This is a genomic window from Rhodococcus sp. KBS0724 (genome assembly GCF_005938745.2).
In the GTDB taxonomy this organism is placed as follows: domain Bacteria; phylum Actinomycetota; class Actinomycetes; order Mycobacteriales; family Mycobacteriaceae; genus Rhodococcus_F.
The window spans coordinates 1808637-1826414 of record NZ_VCBX02000001.1; the positions used below are offsets into that span (position 1 = coordinate 1808637).

Genomic DNA, 17778 nt, shown 5'->3' on the forward strand with positions numbered 1-17778 from the left:
TTATTGTGCGGCTTCGTTGTCGAGAAGGTCGGCTAAATTCTCCAGGCTGGCTTGCTGGGATCGGCCGAATGCCTTGGTGACGAGCGGGTCTGCCATTCTGCCGAACACTCCGCCCAGGCCGCTTTCGCTGTCGAGTCGGTAGGTGACGCGGGTGCCCTTCTCGACTTCCTCACACGTCGTGGTCAGCGTGAACGCTACGGGGCTCTTGACGGACTTTGCCGAAGTTCTCTTGGGCGCATCGTATTCCGTGAACTCGGCAGTCCAGTCGATACGCTTGCCGAGTATTCGGCTGGCCCCCTGCCAGCGGGATCCCACCCCTGTCGGGCCATCCGTGATCTGCCGGGATTCGACAATCGAGTTGTCCCAGTTCGGCCAATTCTCAGCGGTGCTGAGGTATTGGAAGACTTCTGGAACCGGGCGTGAAACGATTACTGACTGCTCAACTGTAGGCATCGTAACTCCTCCGAATTTGCTTGTGGCAAAGTATTTTTCGGGTGCGGTGATTTCGATGCGAGGGACCCGCGGGTACACGTGATCCGTGTTGGTACCCACAACCCATTGTCCACGTGCGCTGTGGCTAAGTACAGCTTTAGAGCCAGTTGTTTCGGCGGAAAAGAAAGAACAGCCCGACACATACCGATGCGATGAACACCATCACCATCGGATATCCGTACTGCGAGCCCAGTTCCGGCATGTTCTCGAAATTCATGCCGTAGATACCGGCGATTCCGGTCGGTACCGCCGCGATTGCCACCCACGCCGAAATCTTGCGCATGTCGGTGTTCTGCTGCACCGCGATCTTTGCCAGAGCGGCGTCCACCAGTGAACTCAGAACTTCGTCGTACTCGGAGATGCGTTCGGAGACGATGGTGTGATGGTCTCGGACGTCACGGAAATAGCGTCTGATTTCCTTGGGGACCAGCCCGCCTGCGGGTTGGGTCAGTTGCAGGAGGGGCATGCCGAGTGGGGTGACCGACCGTCGAAGTTCGACGATTTCCCGTTTCAGCAGGTAGATGTGCTCAACGGCCACGGTGTTACGTGGGTTGAACACCAACTCTTCCATGCTGTCGACGTCCTGCTCCACCAGTTGGGTCACAGACAGGTAGGTGTCGACGACGTGGTCGGTGATGGCATGGAGAACGGACCACGGTCCCATGGCGAGACGCTCGGGTAGCTGCTCGAGCGCTTTGCGGACACTCGCCAGTTCGGAATGGTCACCGTGTCGAACCGTGACGACAAAATCGGGGCCGACGAACACCATGATCTCGCCGGTCTCCACGATTTCGTTTGCCGTCTCGACCGATTCGTGCGGAACGTAGACAACGGTTCGGAGGACGAGAAACATGACGTCGTCGTAACGTTCGAGTTTGGGGCGCTCGTGTGCGTGGACCGCGTCCTCGACCATCAGTTCGTGCAGGCCGAAAGTCTGTGCCACGTCCTGCATTTGGGATTCGTCCGGTGCGTGGATTCCGACCCAGACGAATCCGTTTCCGCGGCGGCGCACTTCGGCGAGCGCAGCGTTGTGAGTGAACTTTCCCGGGAGCCTGACGCCGTCGACGTACACCGCGCAATCCACGATGGCGCGGGCAGTGGGGACGGGAATCCTGGGTGGGGGCGCGGCCGCCGGAGCCGATTTGCCGTTCGACCAGTTCGGTAGTGACGGCACCGTTCAACTCCCTCCGCAGATAGGCGAAGCGCACTATTGCTGCTGCGTAATCGTACGTCAGGATCTCGGGCTTTCGACCGGAGCGAGATGGTGTTGCGGATTGCTGACAGACTGGAGCGGTGCGAATAGACCTTCACACCCACTCCAACGCATCCGACGGCACGGACACCCCCGCCGCCTTGGTGCGTGCCGCTGCCCACGCCGGACTCGACGTTGTCGCGCTCACAGATCACGACACCACCGCAGGCTGGGCGGAGGCGGAGCAAGCACTGCCAGCCGGGCTCGGACTGGTCCGCGGCATGGAAATGTCGTGTGAAGGCCAAGGTGAGGACGGGTGGCCCGTCGCGGTGCACCTGTTGGCGTACCTGTTCGATCCGGACCATCCCGAGTTCGCGAAGGAACGCGAGCGGCTGCGCGGTGAGCGGGTCGAGAGAATCCGCACGATGGCGACTTTGATGGCCCGCGACGGGCTGCCGATCGACCCCGACGAGATCCTCGCCTCGGCCGGTCCTTCGGTGGGACGCCCGCACATCGCCGCGGCTCTCCTGCGTGCCGGTGTGGTCTCGAGCATCGGTGAAGCCTTCACGGACCTGCTGGCAACGCGCGGACGCTACGACGTCCCGAAATACGACACACCGATCGACTACGCAGTCGAACTGGTCGCAGCAGCCGGGGGAGTGACCGTGCTCGCTCACGGTCGTGCTCGCACCCGCGGTCGTGTTCTGGCGCTGGGCCACATTCGCGATCTGGCCGCATCCGGACTCGGCGGACTCGAAGTCGACCACCCTGATCACGTAGCCGCCGACCGGACGTTACTTCGCAATCTTGCCGACGACCTCGGCCTCGCCGTCACCGGATCATCGGATTACCACGGAGACAACAAGACGATCGGCCTCGGTGACGAGCTCACCGACCCGAGCGACTTCGACGAGCTGATGTCCGCGGCAACCGGCGTCGAGGTGCTGAAACACTGATGCTGGATACGACGCTCTACCTCACGGTTTTCATCACCCTTTTTGTCATCATGGACCCACCCGGAGTCATTCCGGTGTTCCTGTCCCTGGTCGGCCGCAAGGACCGTGCCGACCGTAACCGTGCGGCGTGGCAAGCCCCGGCAGTGTCGCTCGCCGTTATTTCCGTCTTCGCGGTCGGCGGGCAGGCGATCCTCAACTACCTCCACATCGGCATCCCCGCATTGCAAGGCGCCGGCGGTTTACTTCTCCTGCTGATCGCCCTCGAACTACTCACCGGCAAGACGTCCAATCGCCCTCAGGGCGCCGACGACGTCAACGTGGCCCTCGTGCCGCTGGGAACGCCCATGATGGCGGGCCCGGGCGCGATCGCCGCGGTCATCGTCTTTGTCGCCCAGGCCGACGGCGACGCGTCGTCGTACCTCGCGATTGCCTTGGCAATCATCTCGATTCACCTCGTACTGTTCATAGTGCTGCGATTCTCGACCGCCCTGATTCGTGTCCTCGGTGTTGGCGGAATTTCGCTGCTGGCCCGCATCGCAGGTTTGCTGCTTGCTGCCATCGCCGTTCAACTCATCGCGGAGTCCGTCCGCGGATTCATCACGGGAGCGTAGATCGTGACTTACGACAACAGCGGCTACGACAACAGTGGCTACGACAAGAACGGTTACGACTCGTACCAAGACGACAACACGTACGACTACGACGACCGGTACGACGATTACTACGACGCTCCAGCCGCCAAGCAGTGGGCATTGATTCGTGGTCTGCGTGCCCTGAGCGGGACCGTCGCTGCCGGAATTGTCGTGCTGACCATCGTGGTGATCGCGTCGGCGTATCTGGGCGGCAGCCGAGGTTTCCCCGGACCGGGCACCACATCGATCACCGCCCATATCGTGGCGTCGGTGGTGGCGCTGGCCGCGCAGATCTTCTGTGACCGTCGGCGGGGCATTGCCGCAGTTGCCGCATCCCTGGTTGTGCTCGTGACCGCAGGGGTGCTGCTGGTGACGCAGTGGTGGGGATAAGGCAGTGGTGGGGGTAGAAGTCAAGGATTTGATTGTGGTCGCGATCAGGTGGCAAACTGGAGTTGCTTCGTAGGCGGCGCCACAGCCCGGCCACGAAGAACAGGTTCGGGACACGCCGTTATCGACTCGGTCACGGAACCTTAGGTTGCATGGATTTGCCTGGGCTCACCCGCCCGACACCATTACGCTTCGGATGCATTGCGGCCAACTTCTCGCGCACGCCGAATGCTCTTCTTCTCTGTTGTTGTTCACGGAAGAAAAGACTCTGACCTTAGCTAACGTTCTTTTTCAGCGGTCAGATCACTACTTCCCAGTAACCCAGCCCCGAGTGCGGCTGGTCATATCAGGAGTGTCATTGTGTCCCTTGTGACTGAAGCCATCAACGTACCCAAGGTCGAGCTGACCGACGAAGAGATCTTTGCCGCTCACGTCGGTGGCAAATTGTCGGTCGAGACCACCGCGCCGCTCGATACGCAGCGCGCCCTGTCGATCGCGTACACGCCGGGTGTGGCTCAGGTGAGCCGCGCTATCGCTGCGGACGAGACTCTTGCCGACCGTTACACGTGGACCAACCGACTCGTTGTCGTTGTCAGTGACGGCACCGCGGTTCTCGGTCTGGGCGATATCGGACCCCGCGCGTCGCTGCCCGTCATGGAGGGAAAGTCCGCACTGTTCAAGAACTTCGCCGGACTCAATTCCATCCCGCTGGTGCTCGACACCACCGATCCCGACGAGATCGTCGAGACCTTGATCCGCCTGCGTCCGAGCTTCGGCGCGGTCAACCTCGAGGACATTTCGGCGCCGCGTTGCTTCGAGATCGAAAAGCGTGTCATCGAGGCACTGGACTGCCCGGTCATGCACGACGATCAGCACGGCACCGCCATTGTGGTTCTCGCTGCGCTCAAGGGCGCCGTGAAGGTGCAGAGCCGCGACATCACCACGCTCAAGGTTGTCATCTCCGGCGCCGGTGCTGCGGGTGTCGCGTGTGCGAACATCCTCCTCGCCGCGGGTATCAGTGACGTCATCGTGCTGGACTCGAAGGGCATCATCTCCAGCGAGCGCAGCGACCTCAACGACATCAAGGCCGAGTTGGCGGCGCGTACCAACCCGCGCAGCATCCACGGCGGTGCCGTCGAGGCGCTGGCCGGTGCGGACGTCTTCCTCGGTGTCTCGGCCGGCAAGATCCCCGAAGAGCTCATCGCGTCGATGGCTTCGGAGTCGATCGTGTTTGCGCTCTCGAACCCGGACCCGGAGATTCACCCTGATACCGCGTCGAAGTACGCGGCGATCGTGGCGACGGGTCGTAGTGATTTCCCGAACCAGATCAACAATGTGCTTGCCTTCCCCGGTGTGTTCAAGGGTGCGCTCGACGCCGGTGCCCGTCGCATCACCGAAGGTATGAAGCTCGCTGCTGCCGAGGCAATCCTGTCGGTGGTCGGCGACGAGTTGGCCGTGGACAAGATCGTCCCCAGTCCTCTCGACCCTCGCGTGGCGACCGCTGTTGCGGAAGCCGTCGCGGCCGCAGCGCATGCTGAGGGCGTGACCAGCTAAGAGGGACTCTTCGAAAGCCCCGATCGACACCCGCACACAAGGTTTCGGTCGGGGCTTTTGCATGGGCACCTACAAACGCGCGAGGTTCGGTGTGCGTCGCAGTCTGCCGGTTCCCGGGACGGAAGCCCAGACCACCAGTGCCAGTAGGCCGTCCACGACAAGGGCAACCACCGCGACCAAGATTGCGCCGACAACTACGCGGTCGTACTTGTACAACGCGATCCCGTCGAAGATGTACCGACCGATGCCGCCCAGGTTGACGTAGGCGGCAACAGTCGCAGTCGCGATGACCTGCAGTGTGGCGTTTCGGAGCCCACCCAGAATGAGCGGGAGCGCATTGGGTACCTCGACGCGCAGCAGCACTTGCATCTCGGTCATTCCCATCGCCCGTGCCGCGTCGACGACGTCGCGATCGACACTGGCAATGCCGGCATACGTTCCCGCCAGCAACGGTGGGATACCGAGGATCACCAACGCGAGAATCGGGGGCATCACTCCCAACCCCATCAGCAGGACGAGGAACGTCAGCAAACCGAGCGTGGGTAGCGAGCGCAGTGCGTTGACCAGACTGACGACCACGATCTGCCCGCGGCGCAGATGCCCGATGATCAGCCCGATCGGGACCGCGATGACCGCGGCCAGAGCGACTGCCAGCAGGCTGTACCAGAGGTGTTGCAGGATTCGGGTGCCGATTCCGGTGTCGCCGCTCCAGTTGTCTGGATTGGTGATGTACTCCCACGCGCCGGTGAAGATACTCATACCGGCTCACCTTCGGCCACGACGATCGCGGGCACCTTCGACACGGAGGGCGTTCTCGTCCACGGGGTCAGGAACCGGCCCAGGAGATACAGGATCAAGTCGAGGGCCAGTGCCAGGACCACGATGGCGATGATGCCGGCCACGATTTGATCGGGGTAGTTGCGGTCGTAGCCCTGCTTGAACAGAACTCCCAGACCCCCGATTCCGATCAGCGAACCCACTGACACCAGCGAAATATTGGTCACCGCAATCACTCTGACATTGGCGATCAGAACTGGAAGGGCCAGGGGCAGCTCGACGGTCAACGCGCGGCGCAGTGCAGTGAACCCGATGGCCGTCGAGGCGTCGATGACGTTGGCTGGCACCGAATCCAGCGCTTCGGGGACCGCTCGGATGAGCAGTGCGGTGGAGTACACACTGAGCGCGATGATGACGTTGAGCGGATCGAGTGTCTTGAGTCCGAAGATCTGCGGGATGGTGACAAACAGTGCCAATGACGGAATGGTGAACGCAATGCTGGCCAGGGTCAGCGTGATTCGGCGCAGCCATCGAATGTTCCGAATTGCCGTGCCGACGGGAAGGGCGATGACCAGGCCCACCGCTAACGGCACCAGAGCGAGATACAGATGTGTCTGCGTGTAGTCCAGAACCGTCGAGAAATTGTCGATGAGCCAGCGCACGCCGCTACACCCCGAATCCCTCGGTGAAGGCAAGTCGATTGCGCTCCTGGTCCTCACGTCGGCGTTGCTCCGCCAATTTGGCCACGACCTCCGAGCCCAGAATGCCCCCGATCACGGCGCCGTCGGCGCCGACGGCAACCCCGATTCCCGACGGCGACGAGATAGCAGCGTCGAGCGCCTGCCGGAGGTCGCCGCCCGGACCGAAGAGGGAGCCGCCGGCCGACGTCGACTGTGCCAGAGTGTGTCCCGCTCGAATTCCCTCGACCCCGGTGACGTCGATCCAGCCTTGCGGCGCACCGGACTCGGTGACAACGAGTACCCATTCGCCCAATTCGAGTCGCAGGGATGTCAGTTCCAGTTCGGTGGCCGTGCGGATGGAGTGCATCGGTACCTCGTCCGCGCTGCGGAAGGACAGCCCTCGATATCCGCGATCACGACCGACAAAACCGGCGACGAAATCCGTAGCCGGTGCGGCCAATACGTCGCGCGGCGCGGCCACCTGCTGCAGGCGACCACCCGGACCGAACACCGCGATGTGATCACCCAGTTTGACGGCCTCGTCGATGTCGTGGGTGACAAAGACAATGGTCTTCTTCAATTCGCTTTGCAGTCGCAGCATTTCGGTTTGCAGGTCCTCGCGCACCACCGGATCGACGGCGCTGAAGGGTTCGTCCATCAACAGAATCGGAGGATCGGCCGCCAACGCGCGGGCCACACCCACTCGCTGTTGCTGACCACCGGACAACTGCGCCGGGTAGCGCGTGGCCAACGACGGATCGAGACCCACGCGCTCGAGAACTCCCAACGCGGCTTTACGTGCGGCGCGGCGGGATTCGCCCCGCAGCACCGGAACCGTTGCGACGTTGTCGACGACGGTCCGGTGTGGCAGCAGCCCGGCATTCTGGATGACGTACCCGATACCGAGGCGCAATGTCACCGCGTCGGTCTGGGAGATGTCACGACCGTCGACCCGGATTGTGCCGGACGTTGGTGTGATCATGCGGTTGATCATCCGCATCGATGTGGTTTTGCCACACCCGGACGGACCGACAAATACCGTGAACGACTCGGCCTCGATGGTGAGATCGAGTCGATCGACAGCGGTGGTGCCGTCCGGGTACTGCTTGGTGACGCCCTCGAAGGTGATCACGTGGGTTACGAGACCGGCTTGTCGAGGCCCTGCGCCGAGATCCACGCCTTGGCTGCTGCGGCCGGTTCTGTCTTGGCGTCACCCGAAACCGCCACGTTGAGTTCGAGCAGTTCTTCGGTGGTCAGTTTTGCCGAGACCGCGTCGAGAACGGCAGCGAGTTTGTCGGACGATGCCGAGGCGCGTAGTACCGGCACGACGTTCTGGGCGGGGAAATTGTTCTTCGGGTCTTCGAGGACAACAAAGTTGTTGGCCGGAATCGACGCCGACGTCGTGAAAATGTTTGCGGCGGTGATGTCACCGGATGCCAGGGCTTTGACCGTTGCCGGGCCGCCGCCGTCCGCAATCGGGACAAAATTGGACGCCGAGATATCGAGTCCGTAGTTTGCCTTCAGCCCGGGCAGGCCGACGGGACGTTCCTGGAATTCGGCGGGCGCGCCGAATTTGACCTCGGCGGAATGCGGCGCCAGGTCGGCGATGGTCTTCAGGTTCCACTTGTCCGCGGTTTCCTTGGTGACGACAACGGCATCTTTGTCCTCTGCCGACGCAGGCGTGGTGATGGTCAGTTCGCTACCCAACGCGGCCGGCAGAGCGGCCAGGACGTCTTCGGAGCTTGTCGCGGTTGCAGCGGGATCGAGATACTGCAGAAGATTGCCCGTGTAATCGGGAATGAGGGTGATCGAGCCGTCCTTCAACGCCGGAATGTAGGCCTCGCGGCTACCGATGTTGAACGACGTGGACACGTCGAAACCGTTGACACGGAGTGCTTCGGCGTAGATGTTGGCAATGATCTCCGACTCGGTGAAGTTTGCCGAACCCACCACGACGGTGTTGGGGTCCGAACTGCTGTCACTGCTACCGCACGCAGTGAGCGCGGCGAGTGAGAGGACTGTTGCCGCTGCTACGAGCAGACGGCTGGAACGAAATCGTGAGGTGCGCATGTGCGTCCTTCCGTGTTTCGGGCGTCGACAACCATTCCCGTCACCTGAGTGACACTCGAGCAGGACTGGTTACCGCGCATCGCCAGGCAAGTGTAACGATAGGTACCGACAAGGCACGGTATTCGATCAGTGAGAACGGAATGTGAGGGTTCGGTGGCAACAGCGCGCGCGAGGTATTCGACAGTTGTTGCAGCAGTGCTGGTCCTGCCCGTTCTGACCGGATGCACCAACAGTGATTCCGTGATAGGCAACGACGCCGCCGGCACAGCGGAACAGGTGGTCGTGGCGTCGGGGGAGTCGGTGGAGGGTTCGGTTCTGGCCGAAGTGTATGCAACCGTGCTGGCGTCGTCAGGGGTGCCCAGTCGGGTCGAGGAACTCACCGGCGGACGGGCGGACGCACTTGCTGCGCTCGACGCCGCGCGTGTGACGTTGGTACCGGAGTTCACCGGTTCCCTTCTCACCTACTACGAACCGCAGAATCCCGCGCGCACCGCCGACGACGTCTTCGAAGCGCTGAGTCGTTCTCTGCCCGAGGGTCTTTCGGTTACGGACTACGCAACCGCAGAAGACCGGGCCGTCGTGGCATTGGGACGTGATTCCGCACAGGCGCGCACCCTCGAGGCATTTGCACCCCGGTGCGCCGCGACTGTTGCCGTCGTATCACCACGATTTGCAGAAGACGGTGCACTGGAACAATTGACGGAAGGCGCCGACTGCACTTTTGCGCGCGTCGAACAATCAGCAGTAGACATCTCGGACACTGCCGCGGCACAGCCCACTGCCTTTGGAACTACGACTGCCTTCGGAACTACGACGCTCTCACCCCTGGCTCAGTCCGCGGCTGTCACCGTGTTGGCCGATCCGGATCACATCCTTGCTGCGCAGAACGTCGTCCCACTGTTTCGCACCGGTGCACTCAGTGATCCCGCAGTCAAAGCGCTCAGTGTTGTTGCGGGTGAACTGTCCACGACGGACCTGGCCGCGATGATCGACCAGGTCCGGCGTGGGCAGGCAACACCGTCAGCGGTTGCGCGATCCTGGTGGGACACACGTCAATGACGGACCGCATCGGCTGACGTGTCCGCGGCGCGGGCATCGTGTGATGTCAGGAATTGTCCCAGATCGGCTATCGCGTCGGCAGCTTCGGAGACGAGCGACGCCTGGGCGTGCGCGACATGCCACAACCGTGCGTATTCGATCAGCGACACGTCGACGCCCGCTGCGGTGAGTTTGTCCGCGAATTCCACGACCTGAGGGTAGAGGACTTCACTTGATCCGATGTGAATCCTTGTGGGCGGCAGAGTTTCGAGGTTTCCGTGCATGGGCGCGTAGCCGGGATCTGTGCGGTTGCCGTGTCCGAGGTAGGCGTCGGCGGCGTCGAACGACCAGCCGGTGTTGACGACCAGATCGGCTTTCTTTCCGGCACTGCGATCCCCGGGGTCCACCCAGGGTGAGATCAGTGCCAGCGCCCCAGGTTGTACGCCGTGACGCTCGATGAGGCGAAGTGCCGTTGCCACCGCCAAACCGCCGCCGGCGCTGTCGCCGGCAATGGCAACCTGCTCGGGCCGGTAGTCGAATTCGGTGATCAGTTGCATGTAGGCCGCGGCGGCGTCGTCGAGCGCCGCGGGATAGGGGTTTTCCGGAGCGAGCCGGTAGTCCAATGTGAAGACAGCTCGGGAAGATTCGCGTGCCAGATGTGCGGCCAGGCTGCGGTGTGTGTTCAGTGACCCCAGTGTGTATGCGCCGCCGTGCAAGTACAGCACTGCCGACGGGCGTTCGGTGGCCCCCACTGTGATTCGTTCGGCGGGTCGGCAGGCGAGTTCCAGCGGGCGCACGACGGCGCCCGCTGGAATCTGCTGCAGAGGAGCTCCGGCCTCGAGTAGCAGACGCTGAACCCGATACGGCAGCCGTGAGTTGAATGCCAGACGGAAGTACGGCTTCAACAGAAAGGCGACCACGGGTAGCGGAAGGGTGAACGTGCTCACTTGGGCATCACTCGGCCGGCGATGGTGGCCACGACGCGTTGGTACCCCGAACCGACAAGACGAACCCACGCGTCGAGCGCGATCGCGTCCATTCCGATCAGCACGCGGGGCCTGCCTTTGCGAACCCCGTTCACGATGGTCTTGGCTGCATCCTCCGGAGTGGTGCGCGCCAACTTGCGATCGAAGAACTCGGAGAACGAGGCGAGGTCCTCACCCGGTCCGGCAGTGGCGTTGCGCGCGATGGCCGTCTTGATGCCGCCAGGGTGCACGCACGTCACCTTCACCGGGTTCTTGGCGATCAGCATTTCCTGGCGCAGTGACTCGGTGAAGCCGCGAACGGCGAACTTCGCCGAGTTGTATGCACTCTGACCGGGCATCGACAGCAACCCGAACAGACTCGAGATGTTGATGATGTGACCGTCGCCGGATGCGATGACGTGCGGCAGGAATGCCTTGGTGCCGTTGACAACACCCCAGAAATCGACATCCATGACACGTTCGAAGTCTTTGAATTCGGACTTCTCGAAACTGCCGTGGTACGCGATACCCGCATTGTTGTAGATCTGGTTGATCTTGCCGAAGTGAGCGGCTACCGCGTCGGCGTACTCGAGAACCGCTTCGCGCTGCGTGACATCAAGATGGTCCGACTTCACCTGGGCACCAAGAGCTTCCGCGAGGCGGGTGGTCTCGGCGAGGCCGACGGTGTCGACGTCGGAGATCGCCAACTTCGCGCCCTGCCCGGCGAGGTTCAGTGCGAGTGCGCGGCCGATGCCCGATCCCGCTCCGGTGATGACAACGACCTTGCCTGCAAAATCACTCATTGTGCTACTGCCTTCTCATCGTCGAGGTCGATCTGTGAAGTGGTCGCGGTGCCGACTGCGCCGAGATCCGACGTGGCGACGCTGCGGTAGGCCGCGAGGTCGAAATGCTTGGTGGCATTGCGGAACTGGAAGGTGAAGCCCGGCCACAGGGTGGTGTTGTTGCCGTGTTTGTCCATGTACCAGCTGGCGCAGCCGCCGTTGTTCCAGACGCTCTTGGACATCGCTGCCTGCAGGTCCTTGTTGTACTTCTCCTGCATGTCGCTGCGAACCTCGATGGTGCCGATGTCGTACTTGTCGATGGTGGCGATCGCGTCGACCAGATAGTTGAGCTGAGATTCGATCATGAACACCATGGACGAGTGACCGAGGCCAGTGTTGGGGCCGACGAGAAAGAACATATTGGGGAAGTTGGCAACGGCCGCACCCTTGTAGCCCTGCATGCCGGTCTCGTCGAAGACCTCGGCGAGCGAGCGTCCGTCCTTGCCGAAAATGCCTGCGAAGGTGGGGGAGTCGGTGACATGGAATCCGGTGGCGACAACTATCGCGTCGATCTCACGCGTGGTCCCGGTCTTCGACACGACGGCGGTGGCGGTGACTTCCTCGATACCTTCGGTCACCAGATCGACGTTGTCCTGAGCGAGGGTGGGGAAGTAGTTGTTGGAGATCAGCATGCGCTTGCAGCCGATCTGGAAGTTGGGTGTGACCTTCTTGCGAAGCGCCTTGTCCTTGATCTGAGCCTTGAGGTGCCGCTCGGCGGCAAACTGTAGGGGCTTCATGAAGATCGGCGCCTTGGCGAGGCCGACAACCTGGGTCTCACGCATCCAGTAGATACCGGTGCGGCACAGCTTCTGGAAACCGGGGAGGTACTTGAACGCGAGGTGCTCGATTTTGGTGTATTCGCGATCTGCGCGGGGCAGGATCCACGGCGCGGTGCGCTGGTACACGTCCAGCTGTGACACCTTCTTGCCGATGGCGGGGACGATCTGAATGGCCGACGCCCCGGTGCCGATGACGGCGACGCGCTTGCCGGTCAGGTCGGCGTCGTGGTTCCAGCGCGAGGAGTGGAAGATTTCGCCCTTGAAACCGTCGATGCCCTTGATGTCGGGGAGCGCAGGCTCGCACAGAGCGCCCACTGCCGACACGACGATCTTGGCAACGAACTCGCCCTTGGTGGTGGAGACCTTCCAATGAGCGCGGCTGTTGTCCCAGTGGGCGGAGAGGACGTCGCAGCCGAAGATGTGCTTGTCCAGTACCTTGTGGCGGTTTGCCACCGATTGGATGTACTTGTAGATCTCGGGCTGGGTGGAGAAGGAGCGCGTCCACTCGGGGTTGAGTGCAAACGAGTACGAGTACAAATGCGACGGCACGTCGCACGCGGCGCCGGGGTAGCTGTTGTCACGCCAGGTTCCGCCGACGTCGTTGCCTCGCTCGACAACTACGTAGTCGGTGATCCCGGCCTGCGCCAGTTTGATTGCAGCGCCGAGACCGGCAAAACCGCTGCCGATGATCAGCGTGTTCACGTAGCGCGTATCCGCGGCAGATGCTGAAGTATCTGTAACTGGGAGACTCATGTATGGAACGATATGCCGTTGTTGACGAACGGTCAATAGCTTATTGACGAATATTCAGTAGTCTGTCGTTTATGGACGGAGCCAAGCGCACGCGACTGAGCCCGGACGAACGCCGTGCTCAACTGATCGACCTCGGCGCTCGCATGCTCGCCGAACGGCCACTCGAACAGATCTCGGTCGAAGACATTGCCGATCAAGCCGGTGTCTCCCGGGGCTTGCTGTTCCACTACTTCGCGTCGAAAAGCGAGTTTCACCTGGCGATCGTGCGGCACACCAGCCAACAGATGCTCGCCCGAACCGAACCTGACGAAACCGACGATCCGATCGCGACATTACGGTCGGTTCTTGTATCGTACGTCGACTACGTCACCGACAACCGCACGACATATGTCTCCTTGTTGCGTGGGACGGCCAGCGGGGATCCCCAAATGCGCGAGGTGTTCGAACAGACCCGCGACATCATGGCGGCACGAACTCTGGATCAACTACCCACAATCGGATTGCCGAGAACACCGCAGGTGGAGTTGGCCGTCCGTGGCTGGATCGCGTTTGTCGAGGAAGCGACAATCAGCTGGCTTCGAGCCCCGGCCATCACCCGCGAAGAACTCATCGAACTTACCGTCCACGCTCTACCTGCCCTCGCATCGGCGGCCGCCGGGCTGACCGTCACGCCGGAACTGCTGCGATAGCACCACCGACAACAGAAAGGCCGGGCCTCACACTCCGTACGGAATGTGAGGCCCGGCCTCTGCTTGAAGAGACTCAGTTGGTCGGCAGGAATGCCTCGTCGAGGATTTCCTGCTGTTCGACAGCGTGAACCTTGCTCGAGCCCGAGGAAGGTGCAGACATCGAACGACGCGAAATGCGACGGATACCGCTCAACGTGTCCGGCAGGAGTTCCGGCAGAGCCAGGCCGAGGAACGGCCATGCGCCCTGGTTGGCCGGCTCTTCCTGGACCCAGCGGTACTCGGTTGCGTTCGGGTACCGATCCAAGGTTTCCTGCAGGCGACGCTTCGGCACCGGGTACAGCTGCTCGACGCGCACGATGGCGACGTCGTTGCGGTTGTCCTTGTGCTTCTTGGCCAGCAGTTCCCAGTACAGCTTGCCGCTGACCAGCAGAACGCGCTTGACCTGATCGCGCGACTCTTCGCCACTCTCGATGTTCGGCTCTTCGAAGACCGACCGGAACTTGCCGGTGGTGAAGTCTTCGACGTTGCTGACTGCAGCCTTGTTACGCAGCATCGACTTGGGCGTGAACACCACCAGCGGGCGGCGGATGCCGTCGAGGTGATGGCGACGCAGCAAGTGGAAGTAGCTTGCCGGCGTGGACGGAACGGCAACCGTCATCGAACCCTCGGCGCACAGCTGGAGGAAACGCTCGATACGACCGGACGTGTGGTCCGGGCCCTGGCCTTCGTGGCCGTGCGGCAGAAGCAGAACGACGTCGGAGAGCTGACCCCACTTGGCTTCACCCGAGCTGATGAACTCGTCGATGATGGTCTGCGCACCGTTGACGAAGTCACCGAACTGCGCTTCCCAGAGCACGAGAGCGTCCGGGTTGCCCACGGAGTAGCCGTACTCGAAGCCCAGACCCGCGTACTCGGTGAGTGCGGAGTCGTAGACCATGAACTTGCCACCGTTACCGGCATTGGCAGCGATCTCGGCGATCGGGCTGTACTCGTTGCCGGTCTTACGGTCGATGAGCACGGAGTGACGCTGCGTGAACGTTCCCCGCTTGGAGTCCTGACCCGCAAGACGAATCAGTGCGCCCTGCTCGGCCAGCGAACCGAACGCGAGCAACTCGGCGAATGCCCAGTCGACGTGACCCTCGCGGGCCATTTCGCGTCGCTTCTCTGCGACCGGCTTGACACGCGGGTGCGTGGTGAAGCCCTCCGGGACGTTGACAAACGCGTCGCCGATGCGCTCGAGAACATCAGGAGCAACAGCCGTCGTGAGGCGAGCCGGGGGAGTCTGGTCGAGTTCGACGGACTCCGACGGTTCGGGCTGGAACTTCTCGAGCTCACGGACCTCGTTGAAGACCCGTTCGAGCTGGCCCTGGTAGTCGCGAAGTGCGTCTTCGGCTTCCTTGAGCGAGATGTCACCGCGGCCGATGAGGGACTCGGTGTAGCTCTTACGAACGCTGCGCTTGGTGTCGATGACGTCGTACATCGCCGGCTGGGTCATCGACGGGTCGTCGCCCTCGTTGTGACCGCGACGGCGGTAGCAGATGAGGTCGATGACAACGTCCTTGCCGAACTTCTCACGGAAGTCGACAGCGAGCTGAGCAACCCAGACACATGCCTCGGGGTCGTCACCGTTGACGTGGAAGACCGGCGCGGCGATCATCTTCGCGACGTCCGTGCAGTACTCGGACGAACGTGAATGTTCCGGTGCGGTGGTGAAACCGACCTGGTTGTTCACGACGATATGGACGGTACCGCCGGTGCGGTATCCACGCAGCAGCGACAGGTTCAGCGTTTCCGCGACAACACCCTGACCGGCAAATGCCGCGTCACCGTGAAGCATGAGCGGGAGAACGGTGAAGCCCTCTTCGCCCTTGTCGAGGATGTCCTGCTTGGCGCGAACCAGACCTTCGAGGACCGGGTCGACGGCTTCGAGGTGCGACGGGTTGGCCGTCAGGGACACGGCGATGTCGTTGTCACCGAACATCTGGATGTAGGTGCCCGAAGCGCCGAGGTGGTACTTCACGTCGCCGGAGCCGTGAGCGGCTGCCGGGTTCATGTTGCCCTCGAACTCGGTGAAGATCTTCGAGTACGGCTTGCCGACGATGTTCGCCAGAACATTGAGGCGACCGCGGTGCGGCATGCCGATGACAACCTCGTCGAGCTGATGCTCGGCGGCCTGGTCGATGACGGCGTCCATCATCGGGATGACGGTCTCGGCGCCCTCGAGCGAGAAGCGCTTCTGGCCGACGTACTTGGTCTGCAGGAAGGTCTCGAAAGCCTCGGCAGCGTTGAGCTTGCTCAGGATGTACTTCTGCTGAGCAACCGTCGGCTTGGCGTGATGGCCTTCGACCCGATCCTGGATCCACTGACGCTGATCCGTCTCGAGGATGTGCGTGTACTCGACACCGACGTGGCGGCAGTACGCGTCGCGCAGCACGCTGAGCACGTCGCGCAGCTTCATCTTCTCTTTGCCGTGGAAGCCGCCGACCTTGAACTCGCGGTCCAGATCCCACAGCGTCAAGCCGTGGCTGATGACGTCGAGGTCGGGGTGGCTGTGGAACTTGTCCTTGACGAACTGCAACGGGTCCGTATCAGCCATGAGGTGGCCGCGGTCGCGGTAGGCAGCGATCAGTTCGAGAACACGGGTGTTCTTGTCGACTGCGCCTTCCGGCACGTCCTTGCGCCAGCGAACCGGCTCGTACGGGTTGCCGAGTGCGTGGAAGATCTCGTCGTAGAACTCGTCGCTGATCAGCAGGTTGTGAATCGTGCGCAGGAAATCGCCCGATTCGGCACCCTGGATGATGCGGTGGTCGTACGTCGACGTGAGCGTCATCAGCTTGCCGACGCCCATCTCGGCCAGCTTCTCGTCGCTGGCGCCCTGGAACTCTGCGGGGTACTCCATCGCGCCGGCGCCGATGATGGCACCCTGGCCCTTCATCAGACGAGGAACGGAGTGAACCGTGCCGATGCCGCCCGGGTTGGTCAGCGAGATGGTGACGCCGGTGAAGTCTTCGCCGGTGAGCTTGCCTTCACGAGCACGGCGGACGATGTCCTCGTATGCAGCGTGGAACTGGACGAAGTTCATCGCCTCGGTGTTCCGGATAGCGGCGACGACCAGTGAGCGGTTGCCGTCCTTGCCGGGAAGGTCGATCGCCAGTCCGAGATTGGTGTGCTCGGGTGTGACCGCGTTCGGCTTGCCGTTGATTTCGGCGAAGTGCCGGTTCATGTTGGGGAACGCGTTGACGGCCTGGATGATCGCGTAACCCAGCAGGTGGGTGAACGAGATCTTGCCGCCGCGGGTGCGCGCGAGGTGGTTGTTGATGACGATGCGGTTGTCGAACATCAGCTTCGCGGGGATGGCGCGGACGCTGGTTGCAGTCGGGATCTCGAGGGAGGCCGACATGTTCTTGACGACTGCGGCTGCCGCGCCGCGGAGAACCTTCGTCTCTTCTGCGCCGACGGCCGGAGCCGGCTTCGAGGGAGCGGCCTTTGCGGCCGGAGCAGGCTTTGTCGGAGGTGCTGCTACAGGCTTGGCTGCGGGCGCAGCGGGTGCTGCTGCCTTCGGGGGAGCCGGGGGTGCTGGCGGAGCGGCTTTTGGAGCAGCAGGCGGAGTGCGCACAGCGGCGGGGGCGGCTGCGTTGCCATTTGTGGCAGTTCCATTTCCACCCCCCGTGTTCGCCGACTCCGGCGAGTAATCGGTCAAGAATTCGTGCCAACTGGGATCCACGGACGACGGGTCGTCCTGGAAGCGTTGGTACATCTCGTCAACCAGCCACTGGTTCTGTCCGAATTGGGATGTAGAACTGCTGCTCACGGCAGGTGTTCGCCTCGTTTCTATTTCGGTACCCGATCAGAGCGCCTATATACATGAGATTAGCCCGAGCGTGTGACGAGCAATTGTGCGGCACACAATTTGTGATCTGTCTCACGGCAGCGCGTAATCTTTCGATTTCGCGACACCACTCGGCGGTGTAA

At 62.2% G+C, this 17778-nt stretch carries 16 protein-coding genes; 6 read left to right on the forward strand and 10 right to left on the reverse strand.

Going from position 1 to position 17778, the window contains the following annotated elements:
* Complete coding sequence (locus FFI94_RS08465) at positions 1-453, reverse strand: SRPBCC family protein (protein ID WP_138872571.1); 453 nt, start codon at positions 451-453, stop codon at positions 1-3.
* 136 nt (positions 454-589) lie between these two features.
* Positions 590-1666, reverse strand: coding sequence for a magnesium and cobalt transport protein CorA (locus FFI94_RS08470; protein ID WP_138872572.1), 1077 nt, complete (start codon positions 1664-1666; stop codon positions 590-592).
* A 119-nt stretch (positions 1667-1785) separates the two neighbouring features.
* On the opposite strand from FFI94_RS08470, the gene FFI94_RS08475 reads away from it, so the two are divergent.
* The 4 genes from FFI94_RS08475 (at position 1786) to FFI94_RS08490 (ending at position 5213) form a co-directional block, all read left to right on the forward strand.
* Entirely contained in the window at positions 1786-2640 is an 855-nt protein-coding gene (locus FFI94_RS08475; protein ID WP_138872573.1) for a PHP domain-containing protein, read from the forward strand.
* Positions 2640-3251, forward strand: coding sequence for a MarC family protein (locus FFI94_RS08480; protein ID WP_138872574.1), 612 nt, complete (start codon positions 2640-2642; stop codon positions 3249-3251). Before FFI94_RS08475 ends, FFI94_RS08480 begins: the two co-directional genes overlap by 1 nt.
* 3 nt (positions 3252-3254) lie before the next feature.
* Positions 3255-3662: a hypothetical protein gene (locus FFI94_RS08485; RefSeq protein ID WP_138872575.1), complete on the forward strand. Its 408-nt coding sequence runs from the start codon at positions 3255-3257 to the stop codon at positions 3660-3662.
* Positions 3663-4019: 357 nt separating this feature from the next.
* Positions 4020-5213: an NADP-dependent malic enzyme gene (locus FFI94_RS08490; RefSeq protein ID WP_138872576.1), complete on the forward strand. Its 1194-nt coding sequence runs from the start codon at positions 4020-4022 to the stop codon at positions 5211-5213.
* 69 nt (positions 5214-5282) lie between these two features.
* On the opposite strand, the gene FFI94_RS08495 is transcribed toward FFI94_RS08490, so the two are convergent.
* The 4 genes from FFI94_RS08495 to FFI94_RS08510 are packed head-to-tail and all read right to left on the reverse strand — an operon-like array spanning position 5283 to position 8740.
* On the reverse strand, positions 5283-5972 hold the full coding sequence (locus FFI94_RS08495) for an ABC transporter permease (protein WP_138872577.1): 690 nt from the start codon (positions 5970-5972) through the stop codon (positions 5283-5285).
* The gene (locus FFI94_RS08500; protein ID WP_138873679.1) at positions 5969-6652 is read right to left on the reverse strand and encodes an ABC transporter permease; all 684 of its coding nucleotides are present in this window, start codon (positions 6650-6652) and stop codon (positions 5969-5971) included. Before FFI94_RS08500 ends, FFI94_RS08495 begins: the two co-directional genes overlap by 4 nt.
* 4 nt (positions 6653-6656) lie before the next feature.
* Entirely contained in the window at positions 6657-7802 is a 1146-nt protein-coding gene (locus FFI94_RS08505) for an ABC transporter ATP-binding protein (RefSeq protein WP_138872578.1), read from the reverse strand.
* 5 nt (positions 7803-7807) lie between these two features.
* Positions 7808-8740, reverse strand: coding sequence for an ABC transporter substrate-binding protein (locus FFI94_RS08510; protein ID WP_138872579.1), 933 nt, complete (start codon positions 8738-8740; stop codon positions 7808-7810).
* 153 nt (positions 8741-8893) lie between these two features.
* On the opposite strand from FFI94_RS08510, the gene FFI94_RS08515 reads away from it, so the two are divergent.
* On the forward strand, positions 8894-9799 hold the full coding sequence (locus tag FFI94_RS08515; RefSeq protein ID WP_138872580.1) for a glycine betaine ABC transporter substrate-binding protein: 906 nt from the start codon (positions 8894-8896) through the stop codon (positions 9797-9799).
* Here the strand turns inward: FFI94_RS08515 and FFI94_RS08520 are convergent.
* Genes FFI94_RS08520 through FFI94_RS08530 form a run of 3 tightly spaced genes read right to left on the reverse strand, consistent with a single transcriptional unit; the run spans position 9793 to position 13117 of the window.
* Entirely contained in the window at positions 9793-10725 is a 933-nt protein-coding gene (locus tag FFI94_RS08520; RefSeq protein ID WP_138872581.1) for an alpha/beta hydrolase, read from the reverse strand. The genes FFI94_RS08515 and FFI94_RS08520 overlap by 7 nt on opposite strands.
* Positions 10722-11546: an SDR family oxidoreductase gene (locus tag FFI94_RS08525; RefSeq protein ID WP_138872582.1), complete on the reverse strand. Its 825-nt coding sequence runs from the start codon at positions 11544-11546 to the stop codon at positions 10722-10724. The genes FFI94_RS08520 and FFI94_RS08525 overlap by 4 nt, the downstream gene beginning before the upstream one ends.
* On the reverse strand, positions 11543-13117 hold the full coding sequence (locus FFI94_RS08530; protein WP_138872583.1) for an NAD(P)/FAD-dependent oxidoreductase: 1575 nt from the start codon (positions 13115-13117) through the stop codon (positions 11543-11545). The genes FFI94_RS08525 and FFI94_RS08530 overlap by 4 nt, the downstream gene beginning before the upstream one ends.
* A 71-nt stretch (positions 13118-13188) precedes the next feature.
* On the opposite strand from FFI94_RS08530, the gene FFI94_RS08535 reads away from it, so the two are divergent.
* Positions 13189-13806 (forward strand): TetR/AcrR family transcriptional regulator, encoded by a 618-nt coding sequence (locus FFI94_RS08535; RefSeq protein WP_138872584.1) that lies wholly within the window; start codon positions 13189-13191, stop codon positions 13804-13806.
* A 73-nt stretch (positions 13807-13879) separates the two neighbouring features.
* On the opposite strand, the gene FFI94_RS08540 is transcribed toward FFI94_RS08535, so the two are convergent.
* Positions 13880-17617, reverse strand: coding sequence for a multifunctional oxoglutarate decarboxylase/oxoglutarate dehydrogenase thiamine pyrophosphate-binding subunit/dihydrolipoyllysine-residue succinyltransferase subunit (locus tag FFI94_RS08540; RefSeq protein ID WP_138872585.1), 3738 nt, complete (start codon positions 17615-17617; stop codon positions 13880-13882).
* Positions 17618-17778: the final 161 nt, after the last annotated feature.